This window comes from Streptomyces tubbatahanensis (assembly GCF_022699385.1).
GTDB lineage: Bacteria > Actinomycetota > Actinomycetes > Streptomycetales > Streptomycetaceae > Streptomyces > Streptomyces diacarni.
In genome coordinates this window covers 717,321-736,406 of record NZ_CP093846.1, presented here as the reverse complement: position 1 = coordinate 736,406, position 19,086 = coordinate 717,321, and the positions used below count along the sequence as shown (strand labels likewise).

Sequence of the window (19,086 nt, the reverse complement as noted above, 5' to 3'; positions counted from 1 at the left end):
TCCGCCCTGCAAGAGCGGAGGCCGACCGGCCCAGGGAGGCGCCGTCAGCCGTAGGTACGGCCCTTCCACGCGGCGCCCCGGCCCCGATAGTGCTGCACCGCCGAGTCGACGGTCATCGCCAGGTAGAGCGCGGCCGTCACAGGCAGCAGGAGCGCGAGCCACAGCGGCTGACCGTAGTAGCGCAGCATCGGCAGGTACGTCAGCGTCATCAGCAGCCACGCCGCCCCACCCGCCGGCGACCCCGCGCACGCCCACACCGGCGGCACCAGGTACACCAACACCAGCCCCACCACGGTGCCGACCAGCAGCAACGGGTTGTTGAGCAGCTGCGCGTAGGCGCTGCGCGAGACCATGCGCCACAGCGGCCGCAGGCCCGCGTACGGGCGCACACTCGTCACGGAGTCCGCGAGGCCCAGCCAGATCCGGCCCCCGGCGCGCTTGACGGCGCGGCCCAGCGTCACGTCGTCGATGACCGCGTCCCTGATGCTGTCCGGCACCCGGGCCCGCACCGCGGTCTCGGTCCGCAGCAGCGCGCAGCCCCCCGCCGCGGCGGCGGTACGCGCCGTGGGTCTGTTGACCCAGCGGAACGGATACAGCTGCGCGAAGAAGTACACGAAGGCCGGCACGATCAGCCGCTCCCAGCCGGTACGCACCCGCAACCGCGCCATCTGCGACACCAGGTCGAGCCGCCCGGCGAGAGCCCCGCGCACCAGCCGGCGCAGCGAGTGGGGGCCGTGCGCGATGTCGGCGTCCGTCAGCAGCAGGAAATCCGGCGCCTGGCCACCGGTGCCGTGGCCCGCCCGCGCGTGGGCGATCCCGCACCGCAGAGCCCACAGCTTGCCCGTCCAGCCCGGCTCCGGCTCCCCGGCAAGGAGCACCGTCAACGGCAGGGCGTCCGGCGTGCGTTCCGCGAGCGCGCGGGCGAGCCGTCCCGTACCGTCCGTGGATCCGTCGTCCACCAGCAGGACCTCCGCCCGCCCCGGGTACTCCTGCGCCAGCAGCGACGGCAGGCTCACCGGCAGCACCTCGGCCTCGTCACGGGCCGGCACGACCACGGTGACGGACGGCCAGTCCGCGGGCCCCTCGGCGGGCGCGGGCGGCATCCGCACGTCGGTCCGCCAGAAGAAGCCCTGCCCCAGCAGCAGCCACACCCACGCGGCCAGCGAGGCGAGCGGAACGGCGGAGGTCCAGGTGAGGGTGGTCATCGAGCGGCAGTCTGCCGCACGCGGGCCGTCGGGGGCACCATGACGAGCCGGGTCCGCGGAGCCGATCGATTACAGTTGTTCACCGTGAAGATCGCGCTCATGGACTCCGGTATCGGCCTGCTCGCCGCCGCGGCGGCGGTGCGCCGCGCACGCCCCGACGCCGACCTGGTCCTCTCGCTCGACCCCGACGGAATGCCCTGGGGCCCCCGCGACGCGGAGGGAATCACCGAGAGAGCCCTCCTGTGCGCCCGCGCCGCCGCCGCGTACGAGCCCGAGGCCCTGATCGTGGCCTGCAACACCGCCTCCGTGCACGCGCTGCCCACCCTCCGGGCCGAACTGGAGCCCGCGCTGCCGGTCATCGGCACCGTCCCCGCCGTCAAACCCGCGGCCGCGGCCGCCGCCACCACCGGGGGCCGTGTCGCCATCTGGGCCACGCCCGCCACCACGGGCAGCCCCTACCAGCAGCAGCTGATCGAGGAGTTCGCGAACGGCGCCGACATCACCGGCGTCCCCTGCCACGGCCTCGCCGAAGCCATCGAGAACGGCGACGAACAGCTGATCTCGGCGGCGGTCGAGGCCGCGGCCCGGCGCACGCCCGCCGAAGTGCGGACCGTCGTCCTCGGCTGCACCCACTACGAACTGGTCGGCGAGCGCATCCGCGAAGCCCTCGGCGGCCCCGGCTCCGACGGGCCGGCGCTCCAGGGCTCCGCCGTCGCCGTCTGTGCGCAGGCGCTCCGCCGTGCGGGCATCTCTCCCGACCCCGGTGCCGCACCCACCGGCGGCCTCACGGTGCTGCACAGCGGCAGGACCAGCACTCTTCCCGCCGCCGCGCTCACCTACGCGGAGGGCCGCCTGCTGGCCCTGGCCCCGGCCGCGCGCGGCTGACCCCTTCACGCTCCGTATACACCCCTTCGGGGGCTTTGCGGACGGCTCGGCTTCACGGGCTGCCCCCGCCGCGCCGCGGGAGTACGCTGCCGAACATGACGGATCTGCCCCGCGACGGCGCGCCCCCCGCCGAAGGTGGCGCCGGATTCCGCGGCCCCGACGACACCCCTCTCGCGCCCCTCGCCCCACCCGCGCCCCTGGCGGGCGCCGCTTCGGCCGCGAGAGCCGAGGGGTGGACAGGACGGGCCACCAGCCGCCTCCAGTGGGGGCTCGCCGCCCTGGGTGCCGGCTGCCTGGCGCTCGGTATCGAGCTCGCCGTCGACCCCAGCTGGTCGGGCGGTCTCGTGCCGCTGGTCATGTCGGTCGTCGGCTGCGTGGCCGCCGGGCTGCTGATCCTCTTCGGCACGCTGGCCTTCGTCCACGTCGAGGTCACCGTCGACGAGGACAGCCTCCAGGTGCGCTGCGGCCACGCGGGCGTGCCGCGACGACGGATCCCCCTGCGGGACGTCGTCGCGGCCGACCACGCGCCCACCGTCACCCCGCGGCACTGGGGCGGCTGGGGCTACCGCTGGCGCCCCGGGATGGGCACGGCGGTGGTGATCCGGCGCGGCGAGGGAGTCGTCCTGCGGCTGGGGGACGGCCGGGTCTTCACCGTCACCGTGGACGACGCCGAGGCGGCCGTCCAGCACATCCGCGCCCGCCTCGCCGTACTGCGGCCTGATCCCGGCCCCACCTGATCACGTGTCCGAGCGCAGCAGCAGATGCCCGCGACGGAACCGTTCCCCTTCGCCCGGCTCCCGCAGCATCCGGCCGACCTCGGTGAAGCCCGCCTCGCCTGCCAGGCCCGCGAGGTCGTCGATCGGCCACCGGTAGGCCGTCGTCACCTTGTGGTCGAACGCCGTGGCCGGCTCTCCTTCCGACTCGAAGAAGGCGAGCAGCAGCGTTCCGCCGGGCGCGAGCACCCGACGGAACTCCTCGAAGTACGCGGGCAGGTCCCGCGGTGGGGCGTGGATGACCGAATACCAGGACACGATGCCCCGCAACCGGCCGTCGTCCACGTCCAGGGCCTCCATGGCACCGATCTCGAACCGCAGGTCCGGGTACGCCTCGCGGGCGAGGGCGAGCAGCGCGGGCGACAGGTCGACGCCGAAGACGTCCAGCCCCAGGTCCCGCAGGTGCGCCGTGAGGCTCCCCGGGCCGCACCCCAGCTCGGCCACGGGTCCTGGCCCCGAGGCCCGCACGGTGTCGGCGAAGGCGGCGAGCACCGCGCGGTCCAGCGGGAACCCGTCGAGCGCGTTGCGGGCGAGGTCGGCGTAGAGAACGGCGACGGCGTCGTAGGCGTCGGCTGTCGCACGGTGGTATGAGGAAGGCTCTGTCACAGGCGAGGACACTAGAGCCTTTCCGACACGTTGACGACCGGATACCGCACCCGCCTCACGGGGCCTCCTCGCACGGCCGTGGCGCCGACCGCGTCGTAGGGTCGGTGCATGGCCACTCCTGACTTCATCCGTGACCTGCGCCTCTCCGCGGGGCACCAGTTGCTGTACCTGCCCGGTGTCACCGCGGTCGTCTTCGACGACCGGGGGCGGGTGCTGCTGGGCCGGCGTGCCGACACCGGTACGTGGTCGGTGATCGGCGGCATCCCGGAGCCGGGCGAGCAGCCGGCGGACTGCGCGGTGCGGGAGGTCTTCGAGGAGACGCACGTGCGGTGCGTGCCGGAGCGGGTCGTCTCCGTCCACGGCATCGAGAAGCCCGTCACCTATCCGAACGGCGACGTCTGCCAGTTCATGGACATCACCTTCCGCTGCCGTGCGGTCAGCGACGACGCCCGCGTCAACGACGACGAGTCGCTGGAAGTGGGCTGGTTCGGCCTGGACGCGCTGCCGCCCCTCGCGGACTTCGCCGTCTTCCGGATCAAGCAGGCCACGCAGGAAGGCCCCGCCTGGTTCGAGGGCATGCCGAAGGCGTAGCCGGGGCCGGGCCCCGTGGCGGCGCGACGGGCGGGCCCGCGTGCGCAAGCCCTGCGGCGCCGGCTGTGCGCGGCGCCGCAGGGGCCCTGTCACACGAGCCGGTCCGCGGGGTCGTCGCGCAGCAGTTGGGCCAGCACGTCGAACTCGTTGAACAGCGTCCACTCCTCGGTGATCCGCCCCTGTGAGAGGTACAGCTGGGTGAGCCCCCACAGGTGGACGCGGCGGCCGGTGGGCCGGCCGTAGAGGGCGTGGCCCCGGTGGGTGCCCACCGCCGTCCAGCGCACCGAGACCCGGTAGCCGTCGGCCTCGTTGCCCATCCAGTAGACCTCGTCGACCTGGTGGCCGAGGTCGGGAAACGTCGCGAGCAGGCCGCGGGCCATGCCGCGCACGTCCGCGCGGCCGTAGCCTGTCCGGTTGGTCGGCCCGTACCAGCGCACGTGGGGCGCGTACGCCCGGTCGACGGCGCTCAGGTCGCGCCGGTTGTAGACGTCGTGGTACAGCGCCCGCACCAGGTGGTCGGGGTCGAACCCGGCTCCGTCCGCACGGCGCGGGTAGGGGAGGGGCTTGCGGCCGCCCGTGAGACGGTCCACGTCGCCCAACTGCCGGTCGGTGAGCGGGCTGAGGCCGCCCTCGTTGCCGAAGGCGCGGGCGGCCTCGCGCACGTCGATGCCGAGTTGGTCCAGCTTCGCCGCGGTGTTGTAGAGGACCCACTCCTCGGTGATCTCGTTCTCGACCACTTCGCAGTTGGCCATCACCCACGTGCGCAGCGGCTTGCCGGTGGCAGGACCCCACTGCCAGTCACCGGTGTGGGTACCGGTGTTCTGGGCGCGGTGGGAGGTGACGAACCCGTCGCGGTCGTCGCCGGCCCAGATCACCTCGTCCGCGTAGTGCCGGCAGTCCGGAAAGGCGTGGATGTTCGCGATGGTGCCCGTGACCAGCGGCTCCACGCCCACCTTCAACCCGCTGTCGTCGTGCAGGCGGCAGCCGGGCGCATACGTGTCGTAGACGTAGCCGACGTCCTGGTCCTCCCAGATGCGGTGCGTGATGCGGACGATGTAGTCGACGATGTCGCTGTAGGTGTCCTCGAAGCCGCGCATCGGATGCCGCCGCTCGCCCACCGGATAACCGGGCGCGTCGGCGCCGTTGCCCGGACGCAGGGCGATGGAGAAGTCGGGCGGCATGTACCGCCGGTTCGCCCGGTCGGTCCGGTCGGCCGCGGGGTGGTGCGCCGCCTCTGGCCCGCCCGCGGGCCTGGCCCGGGAGCCCCCTCCGCTGTCGGGTGCGCTCGCCGGCTGCGGCGGCACCGTTTCGCGCCCCGCGGTGGTGTCGCCGCTGTCCGTGCCGCTCACGCCGACTCTCCCTTCGTCAGGGCCTCACGGCGCAGCGTGGCGGTGGCGCCGTGCGCGGCCATTCCCTCGTAGGCGGAGATGGCCTCCACCGCGCCGGCCGACTGCTCGGTCCCCTCGCGGGTCACCCGCTGGTAGGTGAGCGGCTTGAGGAACCGGGAGACCGAAAGGCCCGCGCTGTGCCGGGCACCGCCGGCTGTGGGCAGAACGTGGTTGGTGCCGGCCATGCCCTTGTCCGAGTAGGCGACGGTGGACCACTTGCCCAGGAAGACGGAGCCGTAGTTGTGCAGCCCTGCCAGGTAGGCCTCGTCGTCCGCTGTCTGGATCTCCAGATGTTCCGGGGCCAGTTCGTCCATCAGCTCCATGGCTGTCCCGGCGTCCCTGGCCCAGGTGACCGACCCGTGGTTGCGCCAAGCGGGCCCGGCGATGTCGCGGGTGGCGAGGGTCTCCAACTGCCGTTCGATCTCGGCGATGACCGCCTCGCCGAGCTCGGCCGAGGTGGTGACGAGCGCCGCGGGCGACTCGGTGCCGTGCTCCGCCTGGCCTAGGAGGTCGGCGGCGACCAGCACGGGGTCGGCGGTCTCGTCCGCGAGGACGGCGACCTCGGAGGGGCCCGCGGGCAGGTCGATGGCGACCTTGCCGTACAGCTGCCGCTTGGCCTCGGCCACATAGGCGTTGCCCGCCCCCACGAGCATGTCCACCGGACGCTCACCGAGCAGCCCGAACGCCATGGCGGCCAGCGCCTGGACGCCGCCGAGAACGTAGGCGCGGTCGGCGCCCGACAGGTGAGCGGCGAAGAGCACCGCCGGGTCAGCGGCCGCGTTCCGGCCGGGTGGTGTGCAGGCGAGGACGGCGGGAACACCCGCCGCCTTGGCCACCCCCACGGTCATGAAGGCGCCGGCCAGCAGGGGGAAGCGCCCGGCGGGCAGGTAGGCGCCGACGCGCTGGACGGGCACGTAGCGCTGCCCGGCCACCAGCCCCGGGGCCAGCTCCGCCTCGAAGTCGACGAGGTGGGAGCGCTGCCGCAGCGCGAAGTCGCGGGTGCGGGCCTGCCCCAGCTCCAGTGCGGCGCGTACGTCGGCGGGCAGTTCGTCCCCGGTACGGGCGAGGTCCCGGGCGGATATCTCGACGTCGGGCAGGTCCCAGCCGTCGAGGTCCTTGGCGTAGCGCAGGACGGCGTCCATGCCCTCGCGTTCGATGGTGGAGAGCATCTCGGAGACGCGGGCGGCGACCGCGGGGTCGCGCTGGGCGGCGGGGGAGTCGGGCGGGGGCTTGAGGAAGCGGTACGAGCCGTCGAGCTCCGCAAGACGGGAGGTGCTGAATCGCATACCGGTCACGCTAGAAGGACCTCCAATACTGGACAACCCTGAGTTGTCCCGCGATATCCATAGGGTTTTCCTTGAGCCGGCGGGTCACTGGCCGGCTGCCTGCCGGTTGCCGGTTGCCGGTCGTCGTTCGCCGTTCGGCTGCCGCTTGTCGTCTGACGCGTACGGCGCACAGGCGCGCGCGGCCACGCCGCGTTCAGCTCCCGTACAGAGCCGGGCGCAGGTCGGCGAACAGGTCGTTGTGCCGGGTGAGTTGCTTGTCGCGGCAGACGGCGGGATCGACGACAGCCGAGACCGCGCCCCGGCCCTCTCTCGCATCGCAGGAGAGCACCCAGCCGTCGGCACCGACGATGGTGCTGCCTTCCGTCCACGCCTGCCCGCGCTCCGTCCCGGAACGGTCGCAGCAGGCGACGACCACGCGGTTGACCCGCGCCGCTGCCTGGGCGATGACGACCTCAGGCGGCCGTTCACCGGGCGGCCGGGAAACGAGCGGCCAGTTGACGGGGACGGCCAGCAGGTCGGCGCCGTCCCGTGCGGCGCGGCGCGTGTACTCGGGGAATTCCAGGTCATAGCAGATGAGGACGGCGACGGCGCCGTGCGCAGTGTCCACGACCGGCGGCGGGCTCTCTCCGGGAGTGAAGAACAGTGTCTCCCGGTCCCACAGGTGCGCCTTGCGGTGGACTGCGCGGACACCGCCCGCGTCCAGGAGCGCCGCGCTGTTGTAGAGCCGCCCGTCGCCGCCGCGCTCGGGGAAGCCGCAGACCACGACCGTTCGGCCGTGCACGGCCGCGCACCACTGCGCGAGTTCGGGCCCGTCGGCTGCCACCGCGCAGGCGCCGGCCTCCTCCCGTGAGGCGAAGCAGTAGCCGGAGGTGGCCAGTTCCGGCAGGACGAGGAGGTCGGCGCCTGCGGCCGACTCGGCGGCGATGGCCTCGACGACGGCCCGCTGGTTGGCGGCCGGGTCCCCCAGCCGGGGAGCCAGCGTCCTGCACACCACGCGGGTCATCGGGGCCCGGCCGCTGCCGGGGCTTCGGGAGCCGGTGAGTGGCCCTCTGCACCGCGCGCGGCAGTCGTTTCCCCGGAAGCCGGCATCACCTCGTCGCCTGCGTGGTCCGTCGCTGCCGGGGCCTCACCCGGGGCGAGGGTGCGGCGAGAGGTCTCCCGGAAGCCGAGGAGGACGGCGAAGAACGAGATCACCGCGAGCGCGCCGAGATATCCGGAGACGGCGTACAGGGTGCCGCTCCAGCCGACCAGGGCGGTGGCGACCATGGGTGCCGTGCCGGAGAACACCGAGAAGGGGACGTTGAAGCCGAGCGCGGTCGCCGTCACCCGCACCCGGGTCGGCACCATCTCCGGCAGACTCGCGGTCGCGGGTACCGCGATGCAGAACTCCGGGATCAGGTAGATCAGTTGAGCCAGCACAGCTGACCCGAAGCTGCCCTGGTGTGCCACCCAGAACGCGAGCGGAACGAGGGTCACGCAGGCCACGCACCCGGCCAGCAGCATCGGCTTGCGCCCGATCCGGTCCGAGAGCCACCCGGCCAGGACGAGCAGGGGCAGATAGGCGGCCAGGGAGATGAGGTTGCTGGCGAAGGCTGCCGAGTGCCCGAGGCCGCCCTCGGTGTCGAGCCACTGCGGCAGGTAGGTGACCCAGGTGTAGGAGAGCACCGCGTTGGTCATGGCGTAGCCGGTGAAGGTCAAAAGCGGCCGCCAGTAGGCGCGCAGGGTCTCCCAGATCGGCGACTCCTGCGGTGCGGGGTTCTTGCGCTGGTGCTCCAGGAACGCCGGTGTCTCACCGACCCTGCGGCGCAGCAACAGTCCGCCGAGGGACAGGGGCAGGGCGATCAGGAAGGGCAGCCGCCAGCCCCAGGTGGCCATCTGCCCGTCGTCGAGCAGTGCTGAGACGAGGGCGGAGAGACCGGCTCCGACCAGCAGTCCGCCGAACACGCCGAGGGAGGCGTAGCCCATGTACAGGCCCCGGCTGCGGCGCGGCGCGTATTCGATGATGAAGGTGAGCGCTCCGCCGTACTCGCCGCCGTGCACCGCCCCCTGGAGGATGCGGATCACCAGCAGCAGTGCCGGGGCCATTGCGCCCACCTGGGCGTATGTCGGCAGCATGCCGATGCAGGCGGTCAGCACGCCCATCAGGACGATGGTGAGCATCAGCATGGTGCGCCGGCCGACGCGGTCTCCCATCCTGCCGAAGATCACACCGCCCAGCGGCTGGACGAGGAAGCCGATGGCGAACGTCCCGTAGGTGCTGAGCAGGGCGACGGTCGGGTCGCCACCGGGGAAGAAGGAGCCGGCCATCACCGGTGCGAGGTAGCCGTAGAGCCCGACGTCGATCTGCTCGATGAAGTTGCCGATGCATCCGGCGACCACCGCTTTGGGCATTCCGGCCTTGCCGGGTGGTGGGGCGGGGCGTTCGGACGGTGTCGACGCTGTGGCCATCGTGGTCCCCCTTCGGGGTGTGAGGGGACGGGCCCCGACGTCCGGTGCCGGGAGGGGCGCGTCCCGCAGGCGTCGCCGCACGTATGCACTCGGGCCCATGCTCGTGGCTGTGCATTCGTATGCGTGAGGAGTGCGGTCAAGTTAGCGGCGGCACAGGGGAGCGTCAACAGCAAGCCGATCCGAATACGTATGGGGAAAGGTGCCGGGTCACCGGACCGCCTCCGGATGCGCCTCGCGCAGCATGTCCTGGGCGAGGCGGGCCAGTTCACGCGTCGCGGGAGTCAGCGGGCGGCCACGTCGCCGCACCAGGGCGATGGTGTCGTAGAGCGGTTCGGCGAACGGGGCGCTGCTCAGCCGTGCCGGAAAGTTCTGGCTCTCGACGACGGCGCGCGAGGCCACCGTGTCACCGATACCGTGCGCGACGAGCTTGAGGGCGGACTCCACGTGTTCCAGCTCGATCAGCGGCCGCAGGGTGAGTCCGGCCAACTGCGCCCGCTCGGCGAGCTGGCGGCGGGTCGGGTCCTTCCAGCCGAAGTGCGCGTCGTACAGGATCAGCGAGGCGTTCGCCAGCTGCTCGATGGTGACGGGCCGGCGGGTACGCTCCGGATCCAGGCTGACGTAGCGCACCTCGTCGCGTACCAGCGGTGTGACGGTGAGTTCCTCGTCGTCCACCGGCAGCACCACGAGACCCGCCTCCAGCTCGCCGCAGGCGACGGCCGCCGCGGTCTCCGCGGAGTTCTGGCCCACCAGGCGGACCTGCACGGCGGGGTAGCGCGCGTGGAACTGCCGCACGAGGTCGGCCAGCAGGTAGTAGTCGGCGTTCCTGAGCATGCCGAAGGTGGCCGTCCCGCCGCCGAGCGACCCGAGTGACCGCACCGCCCTGCTGCCGTGCTCGACCGCGGAGAGCGCCTGCTCTGCGTAGGGCAGCAGCTCCTTGCCAGGACCACTGAGGACCAGGCGTCGGCCGCCCCGGGTGAACAGCTCGGTGCCCAGCTCCTCCTCCAGGCGGCGGACGAGCTCGGAGACCGACGGCTGTGCCATCCGGAGCTGTTCGGCGGCGGCCGTGAAGGAGCCGAGCTGCTGGGCGAGGACGAAGGCACGGAGCTGGTTCAGTGTCATAGGGCAATCCTTGGCCAAGCACTGGATATGTCAAGGTTGTCCTTTGGGGAGCGGGCTCTTAACGTCCCCGACATGGCACCAAGCACGTCGCAGCCCCCAGCCGGACAGCCCGAGCGCGCTCCGGACGGCACCACACCGCACACGGCGGACCGCCCCCCGGACGACGCGGTGGACGACGACCGCGTGCGCGGCGATGGCGTTCGGGACGACGGCGTGAGCGGCGATAACGTTCGGGGCGATGGCGTGCGCGGCGACACCGGCCGGCTCGCCCACGGCCTCAAACGGCGGCACGTCACGATGATCTCCATCGGCGGGGTGATCGGCGCGGGACTGTTCGTCGGCTCCTCCGCCGCCATCGCCACCGCCGGGCCCGCCGTCCTCGTCTCCTTCGTCCTCGCCGCCGCGCTCGTGGTGCTGGTGATGCGGATGCTCGGCGAGATGGCCACGGCCCGTCCCGACACCGGCTCGTTCTCCACCTACGCCGACCAGGCGCTCGGCCACTGGGCCGGCTTCGCCGTGGGCTGGCTCTACTGGTGGTTCTACGTGCTCGTCATACCCATCGAGGCGACGGCGGCCGCCCGCATCCTGGCCGGCTGGTGCGGGGGCCCCGCATGGCTGTGGGCGCTCGGTGTCACCCTCGCCCTCACGGGCAGCAACCTGCTGAGCGTCGCCAACTACGGCGAGTTCGAGTACTGGTTCGCGCTGGTCAAGGTCGTCGCGATCTGCGCCTTCGTCGCCCTCGGGGTGCTCGCCGTGCTCGGCCTGCTGCCCGGCGACGGCGCGGCCGGGATCAGCCATCTGACCTCCGACGGCGGCTTCGCCCCCAACGGCTGGACCGCTGTCGTCGCCGCACTGCTCACCGCCATGTTCAGCTTCCAGGGCAGCGAGGTCGTCACCATCGCCGCCGCGGAGTCGGCCACCCCGAGAGAAGGCGTGCGCAAGGCCGTCAACGCGGTGGTCTGGCGGCTCGGCCTCTTCTACCTCGGCTCGACGTTCGTCGTCGTGTGCCTGGTGCCCTGGGACGCCGCCGGACTCGAGGTCGGCAGCTACCAGTTCACGCTGGAGCGCATGCACGTGCCCGCGGCCGGACCCATCATGGACGTCGTCGTCCTCGTGGCCGTCGCCAGCTGCCTCAACTCCGCGCTCTACACCGCCTCCCGGATGGCCTACTCCCTCGCCCTGCGCAACGACGCACCCGCCTCCTGGCGCAGGGTGACCGCGCGCGGCGTGCCACGGCACGCCATCCTCAGCTCCACCGCCGTCGGCTTCCTCGCGGTCGCGGGCAACTACTTCCTGCCGCAGAAGCTCTTCGGCTACCTGATGGCCTCCAGCGGCGCGATCGCGCTGATGATGTACCTGACGATCGCGGTCACCCAACTCGCCATGCGCCGCAGGACCGACGCGGCGGGCGAGACCCCCCAGGTACGGATGTGGCTGCACCCGTGGCTGACCCTCATGACGATCGCCTTCATCGTCGCCGTCCTGCTCATCATGGCCGTCACCCCCGGCCACCGGCTCGAACTGTGGCTCTCCCTGACGCTGTCCGCCGTCCTCGTCCTCGCGGGCCTGTACGTGCAGCGACGGCAGCGACGACGGAGCGGGTCCGACCCACACGAGCGTGCGGGCGACCGCGCGCCCGGCCCGCGCGCCCGCCCGCACGCGAGGTGGCCGGACGGCGCGCGAGGCGACCATCCGGCCACCTCACCCACCCGGTCAGCGCGCTGAGGCCGTCGGGGGACACCTGCGTCATTGGCCGCCTGGCTGGTCCTCCACCCCGCCGGGGAGATCATCCGCCGGGACCGGGCAGGCGCATACGCTGAAAGTGCACGGCGTGGTGCCCCCGACGCTGTGCAAGTTGTCGACCGATTCCCTTCGTGGAAGGGCCTCGGCCGAGCCGGATTTGCACTGCTCCACAAGATGATCCTGCTCCAGTGACACTCCGAGCTGCCCCGCAGAATCGCCCGCCTATGGAGCCGTATCGCGCAAGTCGGGGCGCTTCCTTGGCAGCCCGAAGCCGGACATCTCCTTTTCCTCGTAGGACAGGAAGCCCAGGCTCCGGTAGAACGCGTGGTTGCGGCTGCCTTCTTCCGAGGACTCGTGGTCGGTGGACAGGAGGAAGAACCGGCAGTGCGCGTAGCGCCGCATCACGTACTCGACCAGCGCCCGGCCCACCCCCTGCCTGTGGTTCGCCGGATCGACCACGACGTCCTGGACATAACAGATGTGCTCGTCGTCGGAGACGGTCCGGGCCAGTCCGAGGAGGGTTCCCGATCCGTCTCGTGCCGTGACGACGAGGTGAGAGTTCACGAGACCGCGACAGAGTTTGTCGACGTCGCTGGTGTAACCCTCCCAGCCGACCGAGTCATAGAGGCTCAGCATCTCAACGGGATCGAAGACGTCCTCTTCTGCGATGACCATCTCGACCCCCTATGCGCTGGTGCCTCTTCCTACCGTCAACTCGACATCACACATGTCGGGCGCGTCAAGATCGGTTCCTGTCTGACCCGGCCGTCTCTCGCTGGCTCTCTCGGCTCGTGGACGGGTATGACCTCCGCACCTCCTCGTCCTGACCGAGCGCGAGGAGAAGAACAGCGTCGCCATCGCCTCGAACGAGCCGAAGAGCCCACCAAAGTCGGCTGAACCTCTCCAGGGCGGTGGCACGATGACTTCGCCAGCGCACACGTATGCTCTGACATGGCCTACTTGATCACCGACGCTCACCCTGACGACGCTGCGGTCTTGGGGCCCTTGCACCTGAGGAACTGGCTGCAGAACTACCTCAACGCGGAAGCTCGGGTCGATGAGTCCTGGATCGATCCGTGAGCACCGTGGTTCATCCGCCACAGCGGAAGGCATCGCGGAGTGGCGAGAGTTCATCGAAGTAGCGAACCAGCAACCTGCCCCGCACTTCTGTCGTGTCGTCCGGTCTGGGCCGGAGATCGTCGGCTACCTCTGTGGCCACTGGGATGAGTCGGTCATCCTCGGACCGATGTATCTGCTGAGCCATGCCCAGGGCCAAGGGCTCGGTAGCCGCCTGTTGGCCGAGTTCTTCACCTGGGCAGGTCCCGCACGCATCCGCCTGGGGGTCGCCGACTACAACAGTCGGGCCATCGGGTTCTACCTGCGCCACGGCTTCGAGATCACAGGTGAGCGTTACCTCTGGCGAGGGAGAATGCCCACCCTGCCTATGACCCGCGACGCCCCAACCGCAGACATCAGCTGAGCGCCGTGTCTTCGGCATGGCCATACCGACGCCGCGTCGGCAACCGGTCATCACCGCGCGGCCGGTGAGGTCGAAGGGAGGGGGCGGTGCGCGGGTCATCGTGAGGGCTTCCACGAGGTGGCGAAGCATCAGGTGGCGAAGCACGAGCTGTCAAAGCATGAGTTGTCGAAGACGGCCGGTGCGCGGGTGCGCCTGCGCCCGCGGAGGTGCGGGCGCAGGCGAGGCGCGGGTGACGGGGGCCGCCGTGCCGCACGGTCGGGGCCTGCCCGTTCCCTCTGACCGCCGAGGAGACCGCGCGCCGCCTCGCCAAGTACGTGGCGAGGCGGCGGACCTCTGCTGTCCTGTTGCTCCGAGCTCGCGCATCACCGCGTCTCAGCTGGACGCGGTGATGCGGGCGATCGCCTCGATGGTCAGCGCCCGCTCGTGGGGCTGGGTTTCGAGGGCGCGGTGGAGGGACAGCCCTTCGATGAGGGCGTCGAGCTGACGCGCCGTCGAAGGGTCGAAATACCGTTGCAGGGCCTGCCGGCTGCTGTGCATCCACGCGCGGGTCAGCTCTCGGTAGGCCGGTTCCCGGGCCGCCAGGGTGTACAGCTCGTGGGTGAGCACGAGTTCTCGCTCGTTGCCGTCCGAGAGGCGGTGCACGAGGTCGGCAACGGCCTCGCGGGCCTCGTCCGGGGTGGTGGCGGCGGCGAGGTGTTGCTCGAAGAGCGCGATGATGGTGCCGGAGAAGCTGGTGAACGCCTCGCGCAGCAGTTCGTCGCGGTTGTGGAAGTGATAGGTCATCGAACCGAGTGGTACGCCCGCTCGGGCTGCCACCTTGCGGTGGGAGACGCCCGCGACACCCTCCTCGGCGATGAGGTCGAGCGCGGCGCTGATGATGCGCTTACGACGTTCGGGATCAACGCGTCCGGTTGCCAAGGGTCCTCCTGTTGCGGGGAGCGGGTCTATGGGCAGGATCGTCTCCGGCGAGCACGCCGATCGGCAGTACCTGCCGGGGGCCTGAGCCACCCACGTCGGCGGCACCGCCCTCCGGAGCGCCGGTTCGGGGCCATTGTGTGAGGAACACCGGTCGCAGATCCGCAAGCGTACGATCGTACGCACGCCAGTGTACGATCGTACGCCTCTGCTGTCGCGCGATTGCCGAGGCTCCATGCCCCCCACACTCCGCCACTGGCGCACCTCCCTGTTCGTCCTCACCCTCGCCACCGGCATCGGGATGGCCTCCTGGATCGCGCGTACCCCCGCGATCCGGGACTCCCTGGCGGTCTCCAGCGCCGGCATGGGGCTGGTCCTCTTCGGGCTCTCCGCCGGGTCCATGACGGGCGTCCTCCTCTCCAGCGGGATGGTGCGGCGGGCCGGGGGGCGGGCCACTCTGCTCGTCAGCGCCGTCCTCATGGTGGCCGGACTGGCCGTCGTCGCCGGTGCCGCCACCGGTGCGCTGGCCCCTGGCGTCTTCTGCGGCCTGGCGCTGTTCGGAGCGGGTGTCGGCCTCGGCGAGATCGCCCTCAACATCGAGGGCGCCGCCGTCGAACACCACCTGAGCCGACCTGTTCTCCCCCTGCTGCATGGAGGCTTCAGCCTGGGCACCGTCGTGGGCGCGGGGCTGGGAATGGCGCTGACCGCGTGGCGGTTCCCCGTCGTCTGGCATCTGTCGGCGGCGACGGCGGTGGTCGCCGCCGCGTCCGTGTGGGCGATACGCGGAATACCGGCCGGGACGGGCAGGGCGACGGGCGACCCGGGCGAGGTGAAGCGGTCGGGCTGGCGGGCCCAGTTGCGGGTGTGGCGCGACGGACGGCTGGTGCTGATCGGCGTCATCGTCCTGGCCATGGCCTTCGCCGAAGGGTCCGCCAACGACTGGCTACCGCTGTTGATGGTGGACGGGCACGGCACCAGTGCCACCGGCGGCTCGCTCACCTACTTGCTCTTCGCCGCCGCGATGACCTGTGGCCGCCTGGCCGGAAACGCTCCCCTGGCCCGTTACGGCCGGACTGTCGTCATCCGCGCCGGCGCTCTCGTCGCGGCAGCCGGCCTTGCCCTGGTCATCTTCTCCTCCAGTGCGCTTCTCGCCGGCGCGGCCGTCGTCCTGTGGGGCCTCGGCGCGGCCCTCGGTTTCCCCGTCAGTGTGTCCGCCGCGGGGGACGACGAGACGGACGCCGCGGCCAGGGTCGGTGCGGTCGCCACCGCCGGATACGCGGCCTTCCTCGTCGGCCCGCCCCTCCTCGGCTTCCTCGCCGAGCACGTCGGACTGCGCGCGGCCATGGCCGTCGTCCTCCTCCTGTTGGTGATCGCCTCCCTTTTCGCCGGCGCGATGCGGCCGCGTCACACGCCCAGCGCCGTGCGGTGATCGATCCGAGCCCGGCAACGGCCGCCATGCCGGTGCGGGCTCGGCTCGGCACAACAGGTTCCCCCCGGCTCCCGCAAATTCCCGCGACCTCCACCGATGAGTGTGAGGGTTGCGGCCTGTTCCCGCGCCTCACTCGCGACTCGGGCATGCCTCGGTGCCGTCGCTGGGGTAACGGCGCCCCAACCGGCGAGCCGACGCCTGGTGAGACAGCACGCCCTCGCTGCACCCCTCCTGCTGTCCTCTCCCCGTAGCCGTAGCCGTAGCCGTAGCCGTAGCCGTAGCCGTAGCCGTAGCCCAAGGTCGCGGTCGAGGGCGGCCATCGGCTCTCACGGCTCGTCGGGCCACACCGGGTACGCGCGCGTCCAAGCCTTGACCCAGCGGTCGGCACCTCTTACGGTGCTCGCGTTGGCATACGTATTCATGCCAAGGGGAGGGACTGACGTGGTCCGGCGCGCAAGCCGGCCGTGATGCAACGGGAGGACTCGTGACCGCGACCGCTACGGCCGCCGTCGAAGCAGGCGGCAGAACCCAGGCCACACCCGCCGAGGTCCGCAAGGCCATCTGGGCCGGCGGAATCGGTAACTTCGTGGAGCAGTTCGACTTCGCCGTGTACGGCTACCTGGCACCTCTGATGGCTCCGGTCTTCTTTCCCGAGACCGACCCGTTGGCCAGTGTGCTGAGCACCTATGCGCTTTTTGCCATCTCCTTCCTCATCCGGCCCGTGGGAGGTTTGCTGTTCGGCCGGTTCGGCGACCGCGTCGGCCGGCGCAAGACGCTCTCACTGGCAATCGTGTTGATGGGTGTCCTCACCGCGCTGATCGGTGTACTGCCTTCCTATGCGCAGGTCGGCTTCGTCGCCCCCGCGCTGCTGCTGGTGGTCCGCATCCTGCAGGGAGTGGTGCAGGGCGGCGAATACGTGGGGGCCATCGCGTTCATCGTCGAATACGCCCCCCAGCGGCGGCGTGGTTTCTATGGCTCGTTCGTTTCGATGAGCGTTTTCCTCGGTCTGCTGGGCGGTGCCGGGCTGTCGTCGTTGCTGACCACCCTCCTGCCGCATGAGGAGATGACCACGTGGGGCTGGCGGCTGCCGTTTCTCCTGGCGTTGCCGCTGGCGCTGACGGGCCTCTACCTCCGGCTCCGCATCAAGGAGACCCCGGAATTCGAGGCCGCTACACACAGCGGTGACGAGGTCGTGCAAACCCCGCTGCGAGAGGCCCTCGTGTCGCAGTGGCGGGGCATCCTCGTCTTCTGCGGTGCGTCGATCACGCTGGCCGTGCTGTCGTACGGCTGGGTGACCTACCTGCCCCAGTACCTGAGCGGCACACTGAAGGTCCCCCAGGGCGAGGCTTTCCTGTCCAACGTCATCTCGATCGGGGTTCTGGTACCCCTGTTGCCGCTTGCCGGGGCGCTTTCGGACAGGATCGGCCGCAAACCCATGCTGATAACCGGCGTGCTCGCCTGCATTTTCCTGGTCCCTCTCGCTTTCCTGGTGCTGGAGGAGGGCACGTTCACCAGCGCGGTGCTCGGCCAGTTGATCTACATCGTCCCGGAGTTCTTCCTCACCGGCATCGTCACCGTGTGTGCGGCGGAGTTCTTCCCGACCAAGACCCGGTACAGCGCCAGCGCGATCGCGTTCAACAGTTCGTTCGCCATCTTCGCCGGTGCGACGCCCTTCATCGCGACCCTGTTGGTGTCGCGGTTCGGCACCGTCTACGCACTGTGGGGTTTCCTCGCCACGCTCGCGGTGTTCTCCCTCTTCGTCATTCTGCGCTTCATGCAGGAGACCTACCGCAGTGCGCTTTCCGATGACAAGTACACAGCACACAACTGAGCGAGGAGCGAGGAGCGACATGTCCGAGCAGCCCACGTCGAGCATGGCGGGCACGGAATGGCACGACATCGTGGATTTCGTCGAGCGCTCGACTTACCGCATCTGGAACGAGCGCGAGGTGGACCTGATCACGCGGACCTACACGCCGCAGACGATCACGCACATGGACTCCGGCGACATGGTCGGTGTCGAGCACGTCGTCGAGGACACCGAGCGCGCGCTCGCCGGCAGGGAGGGCTTCCGCGGACGTATCGACGAGACGATCTGGACGGGCAACGACCGGGACGGGTACCGCACCTCGATGCGCTGGACGTGGACCGCGCGCAACGCAGGCGACCCCGTCTTCGGCGGCCCCACCGGGCGTTGGATCCGGGTCAGCGCCACGGCGAACTGCGCGGTGAAGGGGGAGCACTACGTCGAGGAGTGGAAGGCGTGGAACCCGGGCGCCCGTGCGGCCCAGTTGGGCATCGGCCACGATGCCGCGGCGCGGATGTGGGCCAGTACGTCCACGGGTAGGCAGCAGCCGGAGGGGCGTACCGCGGCGGAGTTCGGCGTGCGGGTCCCCGCGATCCCCGCACGCGTGCACGGCTCCGGCGAACTCGTCCAGGACCACCTGACCGCCCTGTTCGGCAAGGGGGACGCCGAGCGTGTGTTCGCTGCCTACAGCAATGACGCGCGGCTCTCGGTCGGCACGTCGCGGACGTACCAGCACCTCGCGGGTATCAAGAACTACGTGGACGACTGGCTGCGGCTGATGCCCGAGAGGGAGTTCCGCATCGACGAGCTGTACTGGCTCGAGGACTTCAACCTCGACCGGGTGGCGGTCAGGTGGAACCTCGCCGGGACGGTGCCGACCCCACGCGGCGAGCGTGAGGTGTCGGTCATGGGCATCAACCATGTCCATGTGCACGGAGGCAAGATCGTCGCCGAATTCGCGGAGTTCGACGAACTGTCACTGCACCGCCAGATCGCCGGCGTGTGACAGGCGTGTGAGGCGTGTACGGCCCGTGAGGCGTGTACGGCCCGCGAGGCGCGTGAGCGCGTAGGGGCGCGGCCTGGCGTGGGGCCCGGTCCCGGTGCGCTCGCCTTGTCACGTACTCCGTGCTGCCCTCACCCCGCGACCCGAACCGGCGTCGAGGCTCCGCCGGCGACCGGCGACCGGCGACCGGCGACCGGCGACCGGCGACCGGCGACCGGCGACCGGCGACCGGCGACCGGCGACGGGTCGCCGGTCACCGCATTGCCGCGGCCGTGTCCAGGCCGAGTGAGCAGCCCGCGCCACAGTCAGTGCGCCGTAGGCGCGACGCTCACGAACGCGCGGACCACACCTCGCGTTTGACAAACACACGCAACGGGTTTTGCATGCTGAGCATACGTATGCATGCCT

The 19,086-nt window shown here is 71.0% G+C and carries 17 protein-coding genes; 8 read left to right on the top strand and 9 right to left on the bottom strand.

The features are described 5' to 3' along the window. Positions 1-44: 44 nt before the first annotated feature. Entirely contained in the window at positions 45-1,205 is a 1,161-nt protein-coding gene (locus tag MMF93_RS03115; RefSeq protein WP_242749331.1) for a glycosyltransferase, read from the bottom strand. A gap of 84 nt (positions 1,206-1,289) precedes the next feature. Here MMF93_RS03115 and MMF93_RS03110 point away from each other — a divergent pair, with 84 nt between their 5' ends. Both MMF93_RS03110 and MMF93_RS03105 read left to right on the top strand, forming a co-directional pair. Then, positions 1,290-2,090, top strand: a complete 801-nt coding sequence (locus MMF93_RS03110; RefSeq protein WP_242749330.1) for a glutamate racemase — start codon at positions 1,290-1,292, stop codon at positions 2,088-2,090. 95 nt (positions 2,091-2,185) lie between these two features. Continuing rightward, the gene (locus MMF93_RS03105) at positions 2,186-2,827 is read left to right on the top strand and encodes a hypothetical protein (protein ID WP_242749329.1); all 642 of its coding nucleotides are present in this window, start codon (positions 2,186-2,188) and stop codon (positions 2,825-2,827) included. Here MMF93_RS03105 and MMF93_RS03100 read toward each other — a convergent pair whose 3' ends face one another. Further along, on the bottom strand, positions 2,828-3,469 hold the full coding sequence (locus MMF93_RS03100) for a class I SAM-dependent methyltransferase (protein ID WP_242749328.1): 642 nt from the start codon (positions 3,467-3,469) through the stop codon (positions 2,828-2,830). Between the two features lie 108 nt (positions 3,470-3,577). Between MMF93_RS03100 and MMF93_RS03095 the strand changes: the two genes are divergently transcribed. Then, positions 3,578-4,060: an NUDIX hydrolase gene (locus MMF93_RS03095; protein WP_114025410.1), complete on the top strand. Its 483-nt coding sequence runs from the start codon at positions 3,578-3,580 to the stop codon at positions 4,058-4,060. Between the two features lie 89 nt (positions 4,061-4,149). On the opposite strand, the gene MMF93_RS03090 is transcribed toward MMF93_RS03095, so the two are convergent. The 5 genes from MMF93_RS03090 to MMF93_RS03070 all read right to left on the bottom strand — a co-directional run bounded on the left by MMF93_RS03090 (position 4,150) and on the right by MMF93_RS03070 (position 10,301). Further along, positions 4,150-5,409 (bottom strand): ester cyclase, encoded by a 1,260-nt coding sequence (locus tag MMF93_RS03090; RefSeq protein ID WP_242749326.1) that lies wholly within the window; start codon positions 5,407-5,409, stop codon positions 4,150-4,152. After that, positions 5,406-6,734 carry a histidinol dehydrogenase gene (gene hisD / locus MMF93_RS03085; RefSeq protein WP_242749323.1) on the bottom strand — a complete coding sequence of 443 codons (1,329 nt, stop codon included), beginning with the start codon at positions 6,732-6,734 and terminating at the stop codon, positions 5,406-5,408. The genes MMF93_RS03090 and hisD overlap by 4 nt, the downstream gene beginning before the upstream one ends. A gap of 193 nt (positions 6,735-6,927) precedes the next feature. Then, a complete protein-coding gene (locus tag MMF93_RS03080; protein WP_242749321.1) occupies positions 6,928-7,737 on the bottom strand; it encodes a nitrilase-related carbon-nitrogen hydrolase in 810 nt (269 codons plus the stop codon). Next, positions 7,734-9,182, bottom strand: coding sequence for an MFS transporter (locus tag MMF93_RS03075; RefSeq protein WP_242749319.1), 1,449 nt, complete (start codon positions 9,180-9,182; stop codon positions 7,734-7,736). Before MMF93_RS03075 ends, MMF93_RS03080 begins: the two co-directional genes overlap by 4 nt. Positions 9,183-9,389: 207 nt before the next feature. Further along, entirely contained in the window at positions 9,390-10,301 is a 912-nt protein-coding gene (locus MMF93_RS03070) for a LysR family transcriptional regulator (RefSeq protein WP_242749317.1), read from the bottom strand. A 72-nt stretch (positions 10,302-10,373) separates the two neighbouring features. Between MMF93_RS03070 and MMF93_RS03065 the strand changes: the two genes are divergently transcribed. Beyond that, entirely contained in the window at positions 10,374-12,026 is a 1,653-nt protein-coding gene (locus MMF93_RS03065) for an amino acid permease (protein ID WP_242749316.1), read from the top strand. Positions 12,027-12,266: 240 nt separating this feature from the next. On the opposite strand, the gene MMF93_RS03060 is transcribed toward MMF93_RS03065, so the two are convergent. Beyond that, positions 12,267-12,719 carry a GNAT family N-acetyltransferase gene (locus tag MMF93_RS03060; protein WP_242749315.1) on the bottom strand — a complete coding sequence of 151 codons (453 nt, stop codon included), beginning with the start codon at positions 12,717-12,719 and terminating at the stop codon, positions 12,267-12,269. A 382-nt stretch (positions 12,720-13,101) separates the two neighbouring features. On the opposite strand from MMF93_RS03060, the gene MMF93_RS03055 reads away from it, so the two are divergent. Beyond that, entirely contained in the window at positions 13,102-13,524 is a 423-nt protein-coding gene (locus tag MMF93_RS03055) for a GNAT family N-acetyltransferase (RefSeq protein ID WP_242749314.1), read from the top strand. 372 nt (positions 13,525-13,896) lie between these two features. Here MMF93_RS03055 and MMF93_RS03050 read toward each other — a convergent pair whose 3' ends face one another. Next, complete coding sequence (locus tag MMF93_RS03050) at positions 13,897-14,442, bottom strand: TetR/AcrR family transcriptional regulator (protein WP_242749313.1); 546 nt, start codon at positions 14,440-14,442, stop codon at positions 13,897-13,899. A gap of 232 nt (positions 14,443-14,674) precedes the next feature. Between MMF93_RS03050 and MMF93_RS03045 the strand changes: the two genes are divergently transcribed. From MMF93_RS03045 to MMF93_RS03035, 3 genes are all read left to right on the top strand, one after another. After that, positions 14,675-15,868 (top strand): MFS transporter, encoded by a 1,194-nt coding sequence (locus MMF93_RS03045; protein WP_242749312.1) that lies wholly within the window; start codon positions 14,675-14,677, stop codon positions 15,866-15,868. Positions 15,869-16,352: 484 nt separating this feature from the next. Then, the gene (locus MMF93_RS03040; protein ID WP_242749310.1) at positions 16,353-17,699 is read left to right on the top strand and encodes an MFS transporter; all 1,347 of its coding nucleotides are present in this window, start codon (positions 16,353-16,355) and stop codon (positions 17,697-17,699) included. A gap of 19 nt (positions 17,700-17,718) precedes the next feature. Next, positions 17,719-18,681, top strand: coding sequence for a nuclear transport factor 2 family protein (locus MMF93_RS03035; protein ID WP_242749308.1), 963 nt, complete (start codon positions 17,719-17,721; stop codon positions 18,679-18,681). Positions 18,682-19,086: the final 405 nt, after the last annotated feature.